The organism is Phytobacter cepae (assembly GCF_054165735.1).
Genome location: NZ_CM135107.1, coordinates 3300052 through 3317202 on the forward strand (window position 1 = coordinate 3300052; position 17151 = coordinate 3317202).

Annotated in this window: 13 protein-coding genes; 1 reads left to right on the top strand and 12 read right to left on the bottom strand. The window is 53.5% G+C overall.

The window, feature by feature from the left end; all coding sequences use genetic code 11:
- Positions 1–174 precede the first annotated feature (174 nt).
- Genes mukB through cmoM form a run of 4 tightly spaced genes read right to left on the bottom strand, consistent with a single transcriptional unit; the run spans position 175 to position 7417 of the window.
- The gene (mukB, locus tag ACUY4Q_RS15565) at positions 175–4623 is read right to left on the bottom strand and encodes a chromosome partition protein MukB (RefSeq protein WP_458043640.1); all 4449 of its coding nucleotides are present in this window, start codon (positions 4621–4623) and stop codon (positions 175–177) included.
- Entirely contained in the window at positions 4623–5327 is a 705-nt protein-coding gene (gene mukE, locus ACUY4Q_RS15570; RefSeq protein ID WP_458043641.1) for a chromosome partition protein MukE, read from the bottom strand. The genes mukB and mukE overlap by 1 nt, the downstream gene beginning before the upstream one ends.
- Positions 5308–6630 carry a chromosome partition protein MukF gene (gene mukF, locus ACUY4Q_RS15575; protein ID WP_458043642.1) on the bottom strand — a complete coding sequence of 441 codons (1323 nt, stop codon included), beginning with the start codon at positions 6628–6630 and terminating at the stop codon, positions 5308–5310. Before mukF ends, mukE begins: the two co-directional genes overlap by 20 nt.
- Positions 6623–7417 (bottom strand): tRNA uridine 5-oxyacetic acid(34) methyltransferase CmoM, encoded by a 795-nt coding sequence (cmoM, locus tag ACUY4Q_RS15580; protein ID WP_458043643.1) that lies wholly within the window; start codon positions 7415–7417, stop codon positions 6623–6625. The genes mukF and cmoM overlap by 8 nt, the downstream gene beginning before the upstream one ends.
- Before the next feature lie 118 nt (positions 7418–7535).
- On the opposite strand from cmoM, the gene elyC reads away from it, so the two are divergent.
- Positions 7536–8315 carry an envelope biogenesis factor ElyC gene (gene elyC / locus ACUY4Q_RS15585; RefSeq protein ID WP_458043644.1) on the top strand — a complete coding sequence of 260 codons (780 nt, stop codon included), beginning with the start codon at positions 7536–7538 and terminating at the stop codon, positions 8313–8315.
- Here the strand turns inward: elyC and ACUY4Q_RS15590 are convergent.
- From ACUY4Q_RS15590 to ihfB, 8 genes are all read right to left on the bottom strand, one after another.
- Positions 8292–9185 carry a YcbJ family phosphotransferase gene (locus ACUY4Q_RS15590; RefSeq protein ID WP_458043645.1) on the bottom strand — a complete coding sequence of 298 codons (894 nt, stop codon included), beginning with the start codon at positions 9183–9185 and terminating at the stop codon, positions 8292–8294. The genes elyC and ACUY4Q_RS15590 overlap by 24 nt on opposite strands.
- A 139-nt stretch (positions 9186–9324) precedes the next feature.
- Positions 9325–10071 carry a 3-deoxy-manno-octulosonate cytidylyltransferase gene (gene kdsB, locus ACUY4Q_RS15595; RefSeq protein WP_458043646.1) on the bottom strand — a complete coding sequence of 249 codons (747 nt, stop codon included), beginning with the start codon at positions 10069–10071 and terminating at the stop codon, positions 9325–9327.
- Positions 10068–10250: a Trm112 family protein gene (locus ACUY4Q_RS15600; RefSeq protein ID WP_458043647.1), complete on the bottom strand. Its 183-nt coding sequence runs from the start codon at positions 10248–10250 to the stop codon at positions 10068–10070. Before ACUY4Q_RS15600 ends, kdsB begins: the two co-directional genes overlap by 4 nt.
- Positions 10251–10304: 54 nt before the next feature.
- Entirely contained in the window at positions 10305–11534 is a 1230-nt protein-coding gene (locus ACUY4Q_RS15605) for a winged helix-turn-helix domain-containing protein (RefSeq protein WP_458043648.1), read from the bottom strand.
- 38 nt (positions 11535–11572) lie between these two features.
- On the bottom strand, positions 11573–12550 hold the full coding sequence (gene lpxK, locus ACUY4Q_RS15610; protein ID WP_458043649.1) for a tetraacyldisaccharide 4'-kinase: 978 nt from the start codon (positions 12548–12550) through the stop codon (positions 11573–11575).
- Entirely contained in the window at positions 12547–14295 is a 1749-nt protein-coding gene (gene msbA / locus ACUY4Q_RS15615; RefSeq protein WP_458043650.1) for a lipid A ABC transporter ATP-binding protein/permease MsbA, read from the bottom strand. The genes lpxK and msbA overlap by 4 nt, the downstream gene beginning before the upstream one ends.
- Before the next feature lie 36 nt (positions 14296–14331).
- A complete protein-coding gene (locus ACUY4Q_RS15620; protein WP_458043651.1) occupies positions 14332–16596 on the bottom strand; it encodes a ComEC family protein in 2265 nt (754 codons plus the stop codon).
- Positions 16597–16813: 217 nt separating this feature from the next.
- Positions 16814–17098 (bottom strand): integration host factor subunit beta, encoded by a 285-nt coding sequence (gene ihfB, locus ACUY4Q_RS15625; protein ID WP_437431301.1) that lies wholly within the window; start codon positions 17096–17098, stop codon positions 16814–16816.
- Positions 17099–17151: the final 53 nt, after the last annotated feature.

The following is a 17151-nucleotide window of genomic DNA, read 5'->3' on the forward strand; positions in this document are numbered from 1 at the left end:
CCCCTGTTTCTCAGTAAACCAATATCATTTAAGTCTTTCTCTAATTATATAAAGACAAAAAAGCATTTGCCTTGCCAAATGTAAAGAAGTTTAAAGACTAACCCTCGCTCAGCGGACCTGTTTCAGAAAAGACAAAGGGCGGCACATCGGCAGCCCTTGAAGAGGAGATAACGGTCAGGATGCGTCAGCGGTGCCCGGAAGCGTCTCCGGCAGTTGGGCGGCAAAACCACGCAGCCCCACCACATGAACATGTTCGTTATTGTTCACCACTTTACGCACCAGCTTGTAGGTGGTGCCTTTCTCCGGACTGATATTTTCTGGCGCGGCAATGATCAGCTGCATTTCCAGACGCTCACATAGCTCGAACAAGGTCGCAATGGATCGGGCATCGAGACGTGCTGCTTCATCAAGGAACAGCAGTCGGCAAGGGGAAATGTCTTTCCCACGCAGACGACGCGCTTCATCTTCCCAACTCTGCACGACCATCACCAGAATCGACATCCCTGTACCGATAGCTTCGCCGGTAGAAAGCGCTCCGGACTCCGCACGTAACCAGCCATCGGAGCCACGGTTAACTTCCACTTCCATTTCAAGATAGTTACGGTAATCAAGAAGCTCTTCGCCGATGGTTTGCGGCGTACGCTGACCAAGGTCAATTTGCGGATTCAGACGCTGATACAGTTTTGCCAGCGCTTCAGAGAAGGACAGACGGTTACTGTTAAACAGATCCTGATGCTGCTCATGTTGTTCGGAAAGCACCGTCAGCAAGGTAGCATGGGTTTCACGCACGTTAACGTTCAGCCGCACGCTGTTGACCTGGCCAAAGGACACGCTTTGCAGCCCCTGGTTCAACTGACGAATACGGTTCTGCTCACGCTGGATAGTTTTGCGAATAATGTTCGCCACGCTACGGGAGCTGATGGCAAGTTTTTGCTCGCGGGAGGTCAGCTCTTCCGTCAGGCGACTCAGCTCAATCTCCATCTGTTCGATGGCTTCAACCGGGTCGTCAGTGCGAATAATATCCTGGCGAATGCGCTCACGCAGATGCTGATAAACCGCAACAAAGAACTGAATCTTGCGCTCAGGGCGTTTCGGATCTTCAGACATACGCAGCACATCACGCAGATGCTCGTTATCGGCCACCGCCAGACGCAAGGCACCCAAGGCTTTATCCGACATGGAACGCAATTCGTCCCCGGAGAGATAAGCCAGTTCGCGGCGATGCAGGCGGCGTTCAACGCCATTGTCTTTGACCATGCGCATGACCGCACACCAGCCCGCTTTCGCCGTGACGACCTGCTCACGCATCTCATGGTAATCGCGCTCGAGACGGCGAAGCTTACGGGTCAGGTTATCCATCTCCGCTTCACAGAAGGTCAGCGCTTTTTCCAGTTGGTTACGGCGTGCACGGTTGCCGGAAAGCTGAGCATGCAATTCGTCACGACGGATACGCGCGCGCTCTTCGGCACCGTTGTCCGCACGAACGCCAATATCCTGCAGCTCTTTTTGCAGATCGTTAAGCAGCTCTTTTTTGGTATCAAACGAGCTTTTCAACGATGCCATCACCTGATTGTACTGACCAAGTTGGGCAGCATGGCTACGCAGTGCTTCACGTGAGCGGCTACGCTCAGCTTCAGCTTGCTCCAGGCGCTGACGGAGTTTTTCATTGAGGTCGTTATTGCCGCTGAGCATTTCCGCTGAGTCAGAATAGCTAAAGTGCGCGCGACGCTGAACCACTTCCGTCAGGGCGAATGCCTGTTGACGGGCATCACGCTGCGCCTGCTGCGACAAGGCATAATCTTCTTTCAGCTGTTCAAACTGCTCCGGGTCATTCTGCAATACGGAGACCATGGGCTCCAGCTTCGCCAGTTGTTGACCAAACTGCTGAATATAGCGCGCGGCCTCCTGGGCTTCGTCCAGACGTTCCTGAATCTCGTCCACGCGGTCGGCAAGCGTTTCATCCGCCAACAGACTCAGACGCGGCAGCAAGCGGTTCAGCTGGGCAACGCCCTCTTTCGCTTGTTCAAACTGGGTCCGGTTTTGCTGGTTGTCATTTTCATGCGCGCTGATAGCCCGCTCAAGCTCACCGCGGCGACCGTTAAGGGTGCGGATTTCCGCTTCCGGGTCGGCATCAAACGCCACCGCCAGATGGCTGCCGATAAAGCGGCTGAATGCCTGATGCAGGCGCTGTGTCTTCTGCACATCAAAAGACAAGGTGGCAAAACGCTCTGCCAACGCTTCCCGCTCAGCATGAAGACTCTCAATACGGCTTTCACGGGCCGCACGCCCAAACAGGGGGACAGACGGAAAACGTGAGTAGCGCCACTGCCTGTCGGCAATTTTGACCACCACGGCTTTTTCCAGCTCATCCACGCTGAAGACGCTGTCATCAAAGGATTGCGGGTCCCCTTCGATCAGATAGAGATCTTCCGGGCACTCCTCAAGGCCTTCAAGCAATTCCGATACCAGAGATAAATCCGGTACCACGATCGCGTGTCGGGAAGGACCATACAATGCAGAGTAGTAAGGGGCATCTTCGAGGCTGACGTCATCATAAATTTCAGACAGCAACACGCCGCCAAAGCGCTCTGCCAGAGCATTGAGACGCCCATCTTCCGCCCCGCCCGGCTGGCTGAGTCGTTCAATTTCTTCATCGACAGCACGTTTGCGTGCGCCGACTTCATCGCGCTCGACAATCCCTTCACGTTCGCGCTCCAGCAGTTGCTGAAGGTACTCGGTGACGTCCTGCCCGGATTCAAACTGCTCGCCGCTCTGCTCGCACAGCTGCGTGAGGCTGTTTTGCGCAGCCAGCCAGACTGGCGCACGCCGGGTCAGCGTCTGAATGCGTGATTGCAGTTGTTCCAGTTCCTGACGCAGCGCCATACGCTGCTCACCGGCATTAGCGACATTGTCTGACAATGCCGCAATTTGCGCTTCCAGTTCCTGATGGAGCGACTCCAGTTCGTCAGGGTCATAATGTTTGCCCTGACGTTTACAGAAATCTGCCAGCAGTCGTTCGGCATCCTGCTGCTCACGTAAACGCTGTTCAAGCTCGTTGAGACGCATACGCAGAGAGGAAGCCTCTCCCGCCAGATGACGCTGGTTGGCGCTGTCACGCAGTAGATCGCGCGCAACGTTCCAGGCATCGCCGCGCGCCAGTGGGCCATGAATGGCAACCACCAGTTGATAGGCTTGTTCAAACTGACTGTGCGCGGTTTGCGCCACGCTCATGCGTTGATCGAGCATCAGCAGCTTTTCGGTGGCTTCGATCTCTTTCGCCTGGAAGGTGTCCAGCCATTCATCCGCGGTTTCTGAAGTCAGATCCGGCAGCTTACACAGATCTTTCGCACGCTGAAGCGCCTGCAGCGCCTGATTGTATTGAATGGCGCGAGTCTGCTGCACATCCAGCGCCTGCTGGTAATCGGCTAGCTGGTTTTTCAGCTCATCCACTTCCAGCTCAGCCGCTTCGGCACGGGCTTCGTTCTCTTCCTGACGGTCGGCCGCTTCGGCGACCACTTCAGTTTGCTCTTCAAGACGAATCTGCAACTCTTCCAGATCCGACTCGTAGCGCTCAATTTTTTCCTGCTGACGCAGTGCGGTTTGCACAAGATTCAGGTGATCGCTGGCCGCCTGATAATCGGCCTCCAGGTCCCCTTCCGCACCGTTCTGCTCAGCCAGTTCACGTGCCATGTCCACATGCTTGTACTGCTCTGCGGCAAGCTGTTGACGCGAGGAGAACAGATCGCGGCGATCGGTCAGCGCTTTGTCCAGATGAATGCGGCGCTCATTAGCATGGCGCATATAATCTGCGGCCACATAATTCGTCGCTTCACTGATGAGATGTTTAAAAAGATCACGGTCAGACTGAGTGACGCGAATGGCTTCCAGCGTCATTCGGTTTTCACGCAACGCGGCTTCCATATCCTGGAACGCTTTACGCACGCCGCTGTTTTCCGGCAACAGATAGTCACGCAGAGAGCGGGTAATTGCGCTGGAAATACCGCCATAGAGCGACGCTTCAATCAGGCGATAGAATTTACTACGGTCAGAGGCGGTACGCAGACGACGGGCCACGATACCCAAGTCAAACATCAGTGCATGGTAGTCGGTAATGGAGTTGAACTGCTTGAACTGCACCCCTTCCATCGCCTCCAGTTTGTCTTTGACTTCCTGTAAAGGCAGTACACGCGCCTGACGCTCATTCAACGTTTCAGTCAACAGCTGCGTGGGTAAAAAGGCGGTTGGCAGACCCTGAATCGCAAAAGGTTTGATATCTACTTTACGGTCGCGACCGGCGACCTGCTGCAAACGCACACCCACCAGCACCCGCTGATGACGTGAGTTAATCACATCCAGCACGGCATAACAGACGCCCGCCTTGAGTTTGCCGTGCAGGCCTTTATCACGTGAACCTGAGGTTGCTCCGGCTTCGGTGGTATTACGGAAGTGAAGCAGCGTTAAATCCGGAATCAGCGCCGTGACAAATGCCGCCATGGTGGTGGATTTACCGGCACCGTTGCCGCCGGATAAGGTGGTGACCAGCTCATCCAGATCGAACGTACGGGCAAAAAAACCGTTCCAGTTAATCAGCGTCAGTGAGCGAAATTTACCGCGATCAATCATTATTCTTCCTCTCCACTTTCCGGCTGACTTTCTTCGGGCTCATCATTGAGCTGCAGGTGATTTTCGACAGGCATCGCTTCGCCGTCACGGATCAAGCGACGCTGCGCTTCACGGGCGTCGTCCCCGGAGCGCACATCAGCGCCAAAGCGGAACACGGACTCGGTTATCCGGAACTTGCTGCTGTCATTACCCATAAACCAGACCATGCCGAGACGGCGGAGGCGGTTGAGGGATGAGCGCACTTTTTCCTGGAGTTTCTGCCGATCCAGATCGGAACCCGTCGAGCGGTTGTTCACCAGTTTAAGTAACCGGCTCTCATCAGCCAGTGACAGCAGCTCATCGTAGAGTTCCTGCTGGGTGAAGATCCCTTCATTCGCCAGACGCTCCGGGCTGAGATAGAGGTAGCAGAGAATTTTCCCTACCATCATATCCAGTTCAGACAGCACGGAGCGCGGGATCAGGGTCGTCGAACGAGGGCGCAGATAGAAAAAGCCTTCGGGCGCGCGCAGCAGTTCTACGTTATAGCGGGCGTAGAACTCCTCGAGATACTCCTGAAAATCCATCAGGAAAGCGTGATTATCCAGCTCATCAAGACCGATGTGACGACCCGAACGCAATGCGCTATCAAGTGCCGGAAAAAGAGGATTAGAAAGTGCCTGGGCCAGTTTAACCGGCATCATTTGTTCAATATTTGTCAATGACATGTGCCTGTACCTTGGCTCCGTAATCATTAATCGGCTGCCATGTGGGTGGCAGGCCGGTGAAATCTGCTTGCGCCACGCCAAGGCGTACCGCCTGATCGATGACGATCCTTGCAACATCAAAATGCCGCGCACGTGGATAGCGCTGCAGATACTCGCGCACAACCAGGCCGAGATCCAGTGGGGTTTCTCTGGTTTTATAGATTGCCAGCTGTTCTTCGATCATTGCCGCAAGCTGTTCGCGAATTTCATTGAATTCTTCGTACTCGAGATCCGCAGGAAGCTCTCCCATGACCTCTTCATCACGCAGTGTCATCTCTTCATCACGCATATCCAACAGCCTGTCGGCATTGGCATAGGTGAGTGTCCATGGCGCATCGAAGTAAGTCTGGACGGACTGGCGAAGACGCTGGGCAAACACGCGGTTTTTGTCCATATCGATGGCGGTACGGATAAATTTGTGTACGTGGCGGTCATAACCGATCCATAAGTCGATGGCCTGCTGGCCCCAACTGACAATACGGTCCAGCTTGCTCTGCAGGTCAAAGACCAGGCGATCGACAAATTCAAGGTTGTTATGCGCGAGCGTAGCATCCTGAATCTGCAACAGATTCGCCTGCAGTTTGTCTCCCGCTGCATCCAGCGTATCCTGCAGCTCACGCAGCGTACCGGAGGTTTCTGACAGTAAGAGCTCGCAACTGGAAATAGCCGCCCGCCAGTCTTTATTAAGCAACTGGGCAATGTCGTCTTTAACCAACTGCTGTTGTTCGTCCATCAGACGTTGGGTTAAATCGATGCTGTCAAAAATCTCGGCCACCGAATACTTCAGCGGCGCATAAACATTGCGATGCCAGTGGAATTCGTCCCCCCCTTCATCAGCAGCATCGGCGGCGCGTTTTAGTTCGCTTGCCACAATGGAGAGCTGCATAGAAAGACGCAACGTTGAAAACTCACGCTGACGGATATAATAATCGGTGATACCAATGCCCAGTGGCGTCAGTCGGTATATGGCGTTACCTTCAGCCTGTTCGCTGGTAAAGCGGTTCAACAAACGCTGACGCACCATGTCATTGATGGCGTTATTGGCGCGCTGGGTGATGGTTTCACTGCTTTGCTCGAACGCATCGCTGACGTGACGAAACGCGTCCACCAGCACTCCCTCGCTCATTTCACCATCCAGTCGTTCACTGTTTAACGTGGCGACCGCCAGTAAAAATGAGAGTCTGTCCACCGGTAGTGCGATGGAAAAATCATTTTTTCTGGCCCAGGCAACCAGTTCTGGAACTGTCTGGGAAAATTCACTCATCGTTCATCCTTTCATCTCTCTGCGGCTTGAGCGCGGTCACGTGAATATAACGACCCAGGCTTAAGTAGGGCTCCTGACGGCAGTAGTGCGTTTCAAGTTCAAGTAATGCGGCATAGCAGTCATGCTGCTGCTGTTTATCTCGCAGATAGTCGTGAAAAACACGGACACCGGTTTTGCCGGTGATATGCCAGCCGATTTCCCTCAACCAGCCATAAACCTCTTCCGGCTTGCGTGGGTAATCCGGAGACAAGGTGCGCTTTTTCTTCTTCGGCATCCCGGCTAATACATAGTCGAAATTGCCGACGACCATATTGCGCATCAGCAGTCCGTTCGCATTGTAAAACATCAGCGACAACGCACCGCCCGGCGACATTACCGACCAAAGCGTACGTAAAGCCTCAACGGGTTCAGCAACCCATTCCAGTACCGCATGGAACAATATCAGATCAACCGGCGATTCCAAATGCTGCGCGATATCCTGAACGGCGCATTGTACAAAATGCATGTTACCGCTCACACCTTTCTCTTCTGCTGCCAACCGCGCGCGCGCGATCATTTCTGAAGAGAGATCGCAGAGCGTCACATGATGACCACGTTGCGCCATCTGTATAGCTGTCTGCCCTTCTCCCCCGCCAGCATCCAGCACGCGAAGCTTTTGCTCACCCAACCCGGAGAGCAACGTCTCCAGGTCCTGCCAGAGGATCGCCTGACGCAGTTGGCCTTTGGTGGTGCCATAAATATTGCGTGAGAACTTTTCTGCGATGCCGTCGAAATTACGATCCTTCATGACCGCTCCACGATCCTGACAAAACCGCTATTTTGTCACAGCCGTGCGGAGAATGAACCCACCTGGTGTAATATCGCCGTGAAACACAAGCTGTATGGTCAAAAAGGAGACGGAAGCCGTGCTTTTCACCCTCAAAAAATACATTGGCGGCCTGATGTTGCCCCTCCCTTTTTTGCTGCTGATGATGGGATTAGGGCTATTGATGGTCTGGTGCAGTCGTTGGCAAAAGACCGGAAAAAGCCTGGTCACGGCAAGCTGGCTGGTTTTATTGCTTATCAGTTTGCAGCCCGTCGCCGATAATCTGCTTCGCCCGATTGAGAACCGTTACCCCACGTGGCGTGGCGAGCAGAAGGTCAATTATATTGTCGTTCTGGGTGGGGGCTATACCTGGAATGATGCGTGGGCGCCAAGTTCAAACCTCATTAACAACAGCCTGCCTCGCCTGAATGAAGCTATTCGCTTATGGCGGGACAATCCAGGGGCAAAATTGATTTTCACCGGTGCCGCCGCACGAACCAATCCCGTCAGCACTGCAGAGGCAGGGGCACGCGTGGCGGAGAGCCTCGGCGTTCCTCGCAGCGATATCATCACGCTTGAGCGTCCTAAAGATACGGAAGAAGAGGCCGACGCGGTTAAAGCGAAGATTGGAGATGTGCCTTTCCTGTTAGTGACCTCCGCATCGCATATGCAAAGGGCGATGAACTTCTTCCGTCAGGCGGGTCTGCATCCTCTGCCTGCGCCCGCTAATCAACTGGCGATCGACTCCCCGCTTAATCCGTGGGAACGGCTCATTCCCTCCCCGGTCTGGCTGATGCACAGCGACCGGGTCGGTTACGAAACGCTGGGCCAAATCTGGCAGTGGCTCAAGGGCAAATCAGGCGAGCCAGGGCAGGAGTGATTTAGAGGCTAAGTCGAAATGACTGCGATTGAAATGGCCGGTGTTCACCAACTGCGCCACTTCGTCCCAGAGCAAATAGAGCCAGCGCCGCCACATGAAGGCTTCTGCCACCGGCGCGCGCTGCAGATAATGCCAGAACAGCCCGTCGGAGAGAGGACCGTCAGTGAGGCGGAAAAGCTCATATTCCCGGGGTGCCCATAACATAATGCCCGGCCCGACCATTGCCAGCAGTTGATCGCTGCGGGCATCTTTCAGCATGCTACGCAGATTAAAATTCCCATGGACCAGAACACAATTGTCATTGAATCCGTCAAACAGGGCGGGCAGGCATTCGCGGGTCCGAAACAGAATGCGCTTATCCTGCATGGTCAGCCCGGTATTATGATACTGGTTTAGCGTGGTCCAGAGGACCTCGACCCGCTGGCGATACCAGGAGGGCCAGATATTCTCCTGGGTACTGTCGACGGTCCCCACACATCCGCGACTGTCCTGCCGGTGCCAGGCCAGTAATCCCTCAACAATTTGATCTTTGAGTTGTTCCCAGCGTTCGGGGGTGCGCGCAGGTGCTTCAACTGGCACACCACGCAAACGCTCTATCAGTAGCACATCCGGGCCTGGATGATCTTCATGCGTCATCACGCCATACACGACAGGCATACGCACGGTCCCACTGCGCGCAAGCATGGAGATTTTCCATGCCAGTTGCCTCGCCAGCCCCGGGGTGGTGAAGCTTCTCGCGAGCAAGGGCATTGCGTTTCCCTGACTGTCATAAAGTGACCATAAGGCCGTGTCAGGCCGTTCACTGACACACTCCATTCGACTCAGCCTTTCACCCAGCAGGTGGCTCAGTTCAGCGCGCAGTTGTTCCATATAAGATTACCCTCATGAAGACCACTGCTTTTATAATGAGCGCCTGTCAGAGGGATGTCACCCTGATGAGATCAAATCAACGTGAGAATCTGGCGGAAAAGGATAAATCCCCTCCGGGCGGAGGGGACAGAAGGAGAATTTAACGCATTTCAGCGCGTACACGCGCCAGATCTTCCGGGGTGTCAACGCCCGTGCCAGGGATCTCCGCCGCTACCGCGACATGAATTTTCTCGCCGTACCAGAGCACACGAAGCTGCTCAAGCATTTCTATATTTTCCAGCGGGCTGGCTTCCCAGCTAACGTAACGACGAATAAACCCAGCGCGATAGCCGTAGATACCCAGATGACGCAACAAGGTCTCGCCGATCGTCTCTTTGGAAACGGCGAAACGGTCACGATCCCACGGAATGGTAGCGCGCGAGAAATAGAGCGCGTAACCTTCAGCATCCAGAACCACTTTTACCGCATTAGGATTAAAAGCCTCTTCCGCGCTATGAATGGGAGCAGCCAGTGTCGCCATCCCAACCTTACGTGCGGCCAGATTTTCCGCAACCTGACGGATGATGGACGGTGGGATCATCGGCTCATCGCCCTGAACGTTAACAATGACCGTGTCATCACTGAACCCACATTTTTCCACCACTTCAGCTAACCGCTCCGTGCCGGACTGATGATCGGCGCGTGTCATACAGACTTCACCGCCTGCAGCTTCTACGGCCTTCGCGACTTCATCGTGATCGGTTGCCACAATGATACGTGCAGCACCTGATTCACGTGCGCGTTCCAGCACATGCACCACCATCGGTTTGCCATTGATATCGACCAGCGGCTTGCCTGGCAAACGGGTTGATGCAAAACGAGCGGGAATAATAACAACGAAACTCATGGTCTACTCTCTTCCTCTGTCATGAGACGGGCTTCTGTTTCTAAAAGCACCGGGATCCCTTCACGTACCGGGTAGGCAAGGCTATCCAGTTTGCAGATCAGTTCTTGTTTGTCCTGGCTGTAATACAGTTTGCCGTTACAAACCGGGCAGGCAATTATTTCCAGTAACCGATGATCCATATTTCCTCCTGATGGACCGGACGTGTAATCGTCAAATCTTAACATAATCGATTCTCAGGCTACGTCTATTTCCAGTCCGTTACGTTGTTCAGTAAAAATTCCGCCTGGCAATTGACCAAAGGTGATGCGTTGTGCCCCCTGCCAGCGAGCAAATTCAGTGATTGCGGTTAAGAGCCCGCGTTCAAGTCCAGCTGTCGGTTTCACATCCGACTCAAGATAGAGGGCAATAATTTCCAGTACCTCCTCTTTTCGATGCATTTTGGCATCCATTCTGCCCACCAGTCTTCCACGATGCAGTAGAGGTAAAACAAAGTAACCATACTGGCGCTTAGGGGCAGGGGTATAACATTCCAGACGATAGCTGAAATGGAAGAGTTGTTCTGCCCGTTTACGATCCCAGACAACCGGGTCGAAAGGTGAAAGCACGGCGCTATGCGTTGCACTGAGTTTTCCGGCTATTCCCTGCTCCAGTAACGGTAGCAGATCAGCGTGCAACCAGGCTGGCCCGAGTTCTTCAACATTGACCGGAACAATAACCTGCTCCTCTTGTAGCCTGTCGAGTAACAGAGGAAGAGACGGTTGGCGTAAACGATAATAGTCTGCCAGCCATTGCGCACGAAAAATTCCCAGGCTGCGTGCGCTATTAACCAGCATAAGGTGCTCTGCCTGCGCTTGAGAAAGGAAATCACGTTCATCATCCCAGTGTGGCATCACGCGGCTGGTCAGATCATAGACGCGCTGAAAATTCCGACGCTCAACGACCATTACTTTACCGGCGGTAAACAATCCTTCGAGATGGCGTTTATGCGGTTTCCATTCCCACCAGCCGCTCACACCTTTACGAGGATGTTCAAAATCTGCTGAACGTACCGGACCGTTCTGCTGAATATGGGCGATCAGCGCCTCAATCTCTTCCGCATGTTCTTGCATCCACTCTTTACGATATTTCCAGCCCATGTTGTCCGGCGCCAGCATGCGGTGGCGGATAAGCTGAAAATCCTCGCGCGGCAGAAAACAGGCCTCATGAGCCCAGTATTCCATAAGATCACCGCGCGCCAGTGCAGCATCAAGCCACTCAGGGGCGTACTGCCCAAGACGGCTGAACAACACCAGATAGGGACTTCTGGCAACAATATTGATGGTATCGATTTGCAGCAATGACATCTGCCGGATGATAGAGAGAATGTCTGCGGGTTTGGCTTTTCGTGAGGGTTTTCGCAGTAATCCCTGTGCGGCGAGATGCAGATTACGGGCGACTTGCAATGAGATATGCGGCAGTGACATAGGCTTCCTGTTATAAAGCAAGGTGCACCGCCAACACACTAGCGCACCAGGGTTAACAATTCCTGCAGCAGTTTTTCCGCTGGCTCGCCATCAAGTTGAGCATCAACGGGCAGATACCACCAGTTATCTTCAGCAAAGGCGCGGCACTTAACGGCATCTTTTTCGGTCATGATCAGCGTTTGCCCCGGTTTAACAAGGTTTTTTACACCCGCGTGAGTCAGGGCCTGATGATCGGCAAGCGCGACAGTAGATTCAGGGATTACGCCACATTGGGCCAGGGTCGCGAAAAAACGAGGAGGATGGCCGATACCTGCCATAGCGACAAGATGGTGGAGTTCGCGAACATCGCGATGTTCACCCGTACACAGGTTCACCGCTTTTCCGGGCTTAAGCTGCATGGCTATCTCAGAGGCGAAAGCCACACCGCCGTTAGCGATCACTGCATCAACCGTTTTCAGACGCGATGCCCGTTCACGCATTGGGCCTGCGGGTAACCACCAGCCATTGCCGAAACGACGCACACCATCAATGACCACGATCTCTTTATCACGATGCAGACGGTAATGCTGCAAACCATCGTCAGTGACGATTATTTGCACGGGATGCTGTGACAGCAAAGCCTGTACCGCCTCAACCCTGACAGGAGAAACGGCAACCGGTGCTCCGGTACGCTGATAGATGAGTACCGGCTCGTCACCCGCCTGAACGGTGGTGGTCTCTGGCGTCAGCACTAGCGGGTAGTGTGGCGCTTTTCCACCGTACCCCCGTGAAACTACCCCGACGCGTATGCCACGTTGTTGCAGTTGTTCTACAAGCCAGACCACGACAGGGGTTTTACCGTTCCCCCCCGCCGTTAGATTACCCACCACCACAACCGGTACCGGCGCGCGCCACGGTTTTCTCAGCCCGCATCGCCAGCTCAGTCGAATGATGCCGCTCACCAGGCCATACAACCAGGAGAGCGGCAGCAAAAGCAGCCAGAGCGGCGACTCACCGGACCAGATGCGCGCTATCATTCGCCAAACTGCATTTTATGCAATTGCGCATATACGCCGCGCTGCTCAAGAAGCTCAGCATGGCTTCCTCGTTCAACGATACGGCCATCCTCCACGACGACGATTTCATCCGCCTGTTCTATGGTAGACAGTCGGTGGGCAATGACCAGTGAGGTGCGGTTTTTCTGCAGCTCATTGAGCGCTGCCTGAATTGCGCGTTCAGATTCGGTATCCAGCGCGGAGGTTGCTTCATCAAGAATCAGAATCGGGCTGTCACGCAACAGCGCGCGGGCAATAGCGATACGTTGACGCTGACCACCGGAAAGCAATACGCCGTTCTCGCCAATAATGGTGTCCAGCCCGTTATCCATCTTACGGATAAAGTCCATGGCATAAGCCATTTTCGCCGCCTGCTCTACCTGTTCACGACTGAACTCTTCCGTGCGAGCGTAAGCGATGTTATTCGCAACGGTATCATTGAACAGATGGACATTTTGCGAGACCAGGGCCACCTGATTACGCAGAGAGGTCAGTTTATACTCGCGCAGATCGTGGCCATCCATCAGGATTTCGCCTTCATCAATGTCATAAAATCGCGTGATGAGGCTGGCCATTGTCGACTTGCCGGAACCCGAACGCCCTACCAGGGCAACGGTTTTCCCTGCCGGAATTTTCAGATTGATGTTACGCAGCGCCGGCGTTTCACGACCCGGGTAAGTGAAGGTCACGTTGCGAAACTCAATGTCACCTTGCGCACGTTCAATGACCCGCTTGCCTTCATCTTTTTCCTGCTCGCTGTCCAGAATGGCGAACAACGTCTGACAGGCCGCCATACCGCGCTGGAACTGGGCATTGACGTTTGTCAGTGATTTCAGCGGGCGCATCAGGGCAATCATGGAGGAGAAGACCACGGTAATGGTACCGGCGGTCAGCGTCTCCATAACGCTCGGGAAGCTTGCGGCATACAGGACGAACGCCAGTGCCAGAGAGGCAATCAGCTGAATGATGGGGTCCGAAATGGAAGAGGCAGACACCATCTTCATGCCCTGCAGACGCATTTTATTGCTCACTTTATCAAAGCGGCTGGTTTCAACCTGTTGCCCGCCAAACATCAGCACTTCTTTGTGCCCTTTCAGCATCTGCTCGGCACTGGTGGTCACCTGCCCCATCGTGTTTTGCATATTTTTGCTGATATTGCGAAAACGCTTCGAGACAATACGAATAGCAAAAGAAACAACCGGCGCCAGGACGATCAAAATGACCGAAAGCTGCCAGCTGTAATAGAACATCATGATGAAAAGGCCAATGATTGACGCACCTTCACGCACGACGGTAATCAACGCGCTGGAAGAGGATGACGCAACCTGCTCTGAATCGTAGGTGATACGCGACAGCAATGTCCCGGTCGACTGTTTATCGAAGTAGGAGACAGGCATGCCCATCATATGGCTGAACAAACGACGGCGCATGGTCATGACCACTTTGCCGGAAACCCAAGAGATACAGTAACTTGAGATATAGCTGGTGATACCGCGTAAAATCATCAGCCCGATAACCACCAGCGGCATCCATAGCAACACTGAGCGGTCCGTTTTACCAAAACCATCGTCCAGTAACGGTTTAAGAAGCGATAGCATGAAGGTATCGCTGGCGGCGTTGAGGATTAACGCGACTCCCGAAACGAACAACCCCGCTTTAAACGGCGCAATCATAGGCCAGAGGCGGCGGAATGTTTGCCATGTAGAGAGATCTTTGTCGTTATGCATTCAAAAAACCAGCACTTGTTGAAATAGCCGCATATTCTACCTGTTATCGCCAGGTACGCCAAACCACTGATGATACCATCGAGGCAAAATTTGCTCTCGCAGGCTAACGATTTCCCAACCCTCCGGATAAAATGAGGCGGTAAGTTGCCCATGGTGCGGGGTGTCAAACCAGTTGTATCCATCTTTAAGATAGCGTGCCTTTACTTTTTCAGAAGGCAATCGCCAGGAATTATAGCGTGATGCCGAAGCCAGAGCGGCCTCACCCTTAACCCGTTGAATGAAAGGCAGGGTTGATGAAGTATTACTACCATGATGGGGAACCTGAATAATCGTTGCCGCAAGATGCTGCCAGTAATGGCTCATCATCGCGAGCTCCGCCGGCGTTTCGATATCGCCGGTGAGTAAAATACTTTGCTTACCATCATCTACCTTAACGACACAGGAGAGGTTATTCCCACGCATCAACGCATGCTTTACAGGCCAGTGAGCACTGAACGTCAGCCCCTGCCACTGCCAGGTTTCACCACGAAAACAGGGGCGGTGATTTTCCCATCCCATAGGACTGCGTACCCACAGTTCAGGCCAGATATTCAATAACGACGTTAATCCGCCACGATGGTCGAGATGCTCATGGCTGAGGATGATGCCTTCAGGCTTTAAATGGTGCCAACGAAGCCAGGGTATAATCAATTGCTTCGCACTGTCACCGCCGGGCCAGGCCAAACCGGTATCATACAAAATGGCTTTACCGTTACGTTCGATAACCATTGCGAGTCCCTGCCCCACATCCAGCATATGCACGCGCCAGGTATCCGCTCGCTGCTCACGAACGAGGGGGAATATCAGCAATATCATGATCGCCAGACAAAGGAGAGGTACGGTTCGATAGAGCTGTAATCGCCTGGCAATCAGGAACAGCCAGGGTAGCCATGCCAGTCCCAGCCAGCGTGCATCCGCCTCAACCCATCCTTGCGGCAATCGTTCAAGAAAGCCGAACAGGAATTGCAGCGACCCGTCAGCCAGCCACCAGATCGCCCTTTCTGCTTCTATTGGCCCGGTGAGATGGAGCAACATGCCCAGCAGGATCAGCGGCACGGTAACGAATGTCACCAGGGGTACCGCCAAAAGATTCGCCACAAGTGACGTTATGCTGATGCCATGAAAAGAGAGAATCTGCAACGGTAATAGCAGCAACGTCATCCCGGCCTGCAAATACAGCAAGTTGACCAGCCAGCGATACCAACCGGCCATCGCGTCCGTTTTCAGGGGTAGCCATTGGTACCAAAAAATCAGGGCAGCGACAGCAAAAGCCGACAGCCAAAGGCTCTGCGACAGTATGGCAACAGGATCGACCAATAAGATGCTGGCCACGCAGCATACCCAGACTTGCCAGGCGGTCCACTGTCGTCCAGACAGGCGCAACGCAGCCCAGACAAATAGCGATATGGCGGTGCGAAAAGCAGGAGGCTGCAACCCCGTAAGCCAGGCATAATTCACCGCACACAGGAGCCCCACCCAGAGTGGTAATCGCCAGTTAATCCACCTTGCCTGAAAGAAAAATTGCATCCCTCTTGCAAGTAGTCCTCCCAGGATAGCGGTGAGTGCGATATGCAGCCCGGATATGGCCATTAAATGCGCCGTACCGGTCTCGCGCATAATGTCTTTTGTTTCTGATGCCAGCGCGGAGCGTTCGCCTAAGCCTAAGGCCAGAATCACGGAGCGCCATTGAAATGGCTCAAGCCGCGTGCTCAACGATTGCAGGAACAGTCCGCGCCAGTTGCAATCACGATTGATGACGGTTGCGCTTAAAAAGCGTCCCGTGAGGGGTTGATGATTGGACAGTGCGTGTCGTTGGGTATCGAAACCGCCGTCATTAAGTTGACCATGCACCGCCCTCGCCCTGATCGTCATCTCCCATTGTTGGCCGACACATACGGTTTCAGGTAGATATTGGCCATACAAGACGATTCCAGGCGCGGGATACAGACGTTTACCATTCAGATGGATAATTTTTGCATAGTGGGTTGTTGCATGATCCGTATCCGTAATGATGACATGCACGTTTTGATTGCGTCCGGCAATGTGTTCCATTGGCCAGATTTGCTGTAAGGCAGCCAGTACTCCCCACACGAAAAAAAGCAACGTGAGGCCACTGTATTTCAGCATACTCGCCCGAAACATAGTCAACACGCAGGCCAGCGGGATAATCAACCAAAGTTGAGAGAGTTCGGGTAATCCGGGCAAAAATAAGAGCGGTAACAGCCCCAGATTGAGACATATCGCCAGCGCAGGTAACGGCATCCACACCTCCTTGTTAGGGGCAGTGTGAACAGGTTAATGAACCCTGTCTGTTCGGATTATTGGGATTTGCGGCGAGTGCTGAGTCCTATCCAGCTCTTTGCCGTGGCAGACATTCAATCTGCGAAGCGCATTCCATTATTCCTTCGCCTACCGCAGAAACGAAAAAAGCACCTTATCGGTGCTTTTTACGATGGCTAAGTTTCAATAAAAGCAAAACTTACTCATAAATATTGGCGCGGTCACGTAGTTCTTTACCCGGCTTAAAGTGCGGAACGTACTTACCTTCCAGATCCACTTTATCGCCCGTTTTTGGGTTACGTCCGGTGCGAGGTGCACGATAGTGCAGAGAAAAACTACCGAAACCGCGGATCTCAATACGCTCACCCTGGGCAAGAGTAGAGGCCATATGCTCAAGCATCTCTTTTACTGCATCTTCCACGGCTTTAGCGGGAATGTGCGAGTGCTGGCTGGCAAGTCTTTCGATCAATTCTGACTTGGTCATGATTCCTCCGGTTTCCTTCAAGGCAAATTAGCTTAACAGCTTGAACAAGGGCG

Bases quoted from the DNA above. Each gene is read 5' to 3' on its own strand.
- mukB (WP_458043640.1), bottom strand. From the start codon at position 4,623: ATGATTGATCGCGGTAAATTTCGCTCACTGACGCTGATTAACTGGAAC.
- mukE (WP_458043641.1), bottom strand. From the start codon at position 5,327: ATGTCATTGACAAATATTGAACAAATGATGCCGGTTAAACTGGCCCAG.
- mukF (WP_458043642.1), bottom strand. From the start codon at position 6,630: ATGAGTGAATTTTCCCAGACAGTTCCAGAACTGGTTGCCTGGGCCAGA.
- cmoM (WP_458043643.1), bottom strand. From the start codon at position 7,417: ATGAAGGATCGTAATTTCGACGGCATCGCAGAAAAGTTCTCACGCAAT.
- ACUY4Q_RS15590 (WP_458043645.1), bottom strand. From the start codon at position 9,185: ATGGAACAACTGCGCGCTGAACTGAGCCACCTGCTGGGTGAAAGGCTG.
- kdsB (WP_458043646.1), bottom strand. From the start codon at position 10,071: ATGAGTTTCGTTGTTATTATTCCCGCTCGTTTTGCATCAACCCGTTTG.
- ACUY4Q_RS15600 (WP_458043647.1), bottom strand. From the start codon at position 10,250: ATGGATCATCGGTTACTGGAAATAATTGCCTGCCCGGTTTGTAACGGC.
- ACUY4Q_RS15605 (WP_458043648.1), bottom strand. From the start codon at position 11,534: ATGTCACTGCCGCATATCTCATTGCAAGTCGCCCGTAATCTGCATCTC.
- lpxK (WP_458043649.1), bottom strand. From the start codon at position 12,550: ATGATAGCGCGCATCTGGTCCGGTGAGTCGCCGCTCTGGCTGCTTTTG.
- msbA (WP_458043650.1), bottom strand. From the start codon at position 14,295: ATGCATAACGACAAAGATCTCTCTACATGGCAAACATTCCGCCGCCTC.
- ACUY4Q_RS15620 (WP_458043651.1), bottom strand. From the start codon at position 16,596: ATGCCGTTACCTGCGCTGGCGATATGTCTCAATCTGGGGCTGTTACCG.
- ihfB (WP_437431301.1), bottom strand. From the start codon at position 17,098: ATGACCAAGTCAGAATTGATCGAAAGACTTGCCAGCCAGCACTCGCAC.